The following is a 1,595-nucleotide window of genomic DNA, read 5'->3' as shown; positions in this document are numbered from 1 at the left end:
CGGCGCCGCCCGAACCTGCGCCACCGCCGGAACCCGTGCCCGCGCCGGACGCGGCCGTGCCTGCGGCGACAGCCCCGGCTCCTCCGTCGCCGCCGAAGACGGCACCGGGAATGCTGGACGGCATGGCCGCGAGAGCGACGATCGGGGTGCCCGCACCCTGCAAGGTCGCGAGGTAGCCCGAGGCGCCAGCGACACCCAGCACGAGAGGAAGCAGAACGAGGGCGAGACGCTGCGAGACGTCCTTGGCCTCGGCAGCGACGATCATGCAGCGCGCGCAGTCGTCGAGATGCAGTTCGAGTCGCTTGTGGTCGCGAGTGCTGAGGTTGCCCCGCGAGTAGGCGCCCAGATGCTCGATGGTCCACTGGCATTCGGAGCCGTCTTCGGCGCTGCGCAGATGCGCCTGGATCCACGCTTCGCGGAGACCCTCACGCGCACGGAACGCCAGTTGCGACACGGCACCGGACTTCATCCCGAGGAGGTGGCCGACCTCCTGCGGCTTCATCTGCTCGATCTCGGTGTACCAGAGCACTTCCTGCCAGCGCGTGGGAAGACTGCGGAACGCCTGCGCGGTGAGGCTCCGGTCGAGCGCCTCGTTCGCCGCCTGGTCGGTGGTCTCGGGGTCGGCGACGGTGTCGAGTTCGTCGATCGCGGTCTCGCGACGGGCACGTCCCCAGCCTGCCGCGGTGTTGCGGATGCTCGTGAACAGGTAGGCGCGGAACGACCCGTTCGGTCCGCCGCCCTTGATGATCGCCTGGTAGATGCGTGTGTACGCCTCCTGCACCAGGTCATCCGGGTCGATCGATGATGTGATGGATCGGGCGACCGTGATTCCCGAGGGGTAGTGGCGTCGCCAGAGTTCGCCGAAGGCCCCCGTGTCGCCCGAACGGGCGCGGAGGATCAGGTCGGCATCACCGATCAGTTCGTCGTGACTCGAGTTCTCTTCGTGCACAATCATCCATCTGTCGCTGGGCGCGGTTGCGCCTCTACAGGGTGAGACGCGTGGAGGCGCCGCTCATCACGCGACTTTTCCAGTCTCTCGCGAATCTCCCAGGGAAGCCACTCTTTCCCACGAAGTACGCAGATTTCCGGGGGCGCGCGTCGGCGGATCCGGTCCGCGCCCGAGCGTGGAAACGCTGTTTCTCGAAGAATTTCGCGAAGTCGCGTAATGAATCCGTGGTGCGACCGTCTCATCGTTAGGACAGCCGAATCGGACTCCGGGGGCGGAGTCCAGGCGCCGGTGCGAGCGGTATTCGCTTCGGTAGGGCGGTCGGGGCCTCGGGGGAGGTACCCCGCCCGTCCGTCTCAGGAGGGGGAGCGAGGCCGCCGTTCGGGGGAACGGCGGCCTCCCGCCCGCACCGGGTGAGCGACGGAAGGAACTTCTCGAAGATTTTCCACGAAGTCGCGTAATGAATCGATGAGACCGTCGTCTCATCACAGAGAGACAGCCACGAAGAACTCCTCCGGGGGGCGGGGTTCAGGCACTGGTGCGAGGGGTGAATGCACCGGTGGGCCGGTCGGGAGCCTCGGGGGAGGAGTTCCCGGCCGCCCGTCTCTGCAGGGGATGGGGCCGCCGATCTGGGGAACGGCGGGCCCCC

The 1,595-nt window shown here is 67.8% G+C and carries 1 protein-coding gene; it reads right to left on the bottom strand.

Annotation, left to right across the window (positions count from 1 at the left end; all coding sequences use genetic code 11):
* The coding region (locus L978_RS16900; RefSeq protein ID WP_156118316.1) for a sigma-70 family RNA polymerase sigma factor at positions 1 to 955 on the bottom strand (955 nt) is incomplete at its 3' end.
* Positions 956 to 1,595: the final 640 nt, after the last annotated feature.

It is taken from the genome of Microbacterium sp. ZOR0019 (genome assembly GCF_000800925.1).
In the GTDB taxonomy this organism is placed as follows: domain Bacteria; phylum Actinomycetota; class Actinomycetes; order Actinomycetales; family Microbacteriaceae; genus Microbacterium; species Microbacterium aurugineum.
The sequence above is the reverse complement of the archived record's forward strand: the minus strand, read 5'-3'. Positions and strand labels throughout refer to the sequence as shown.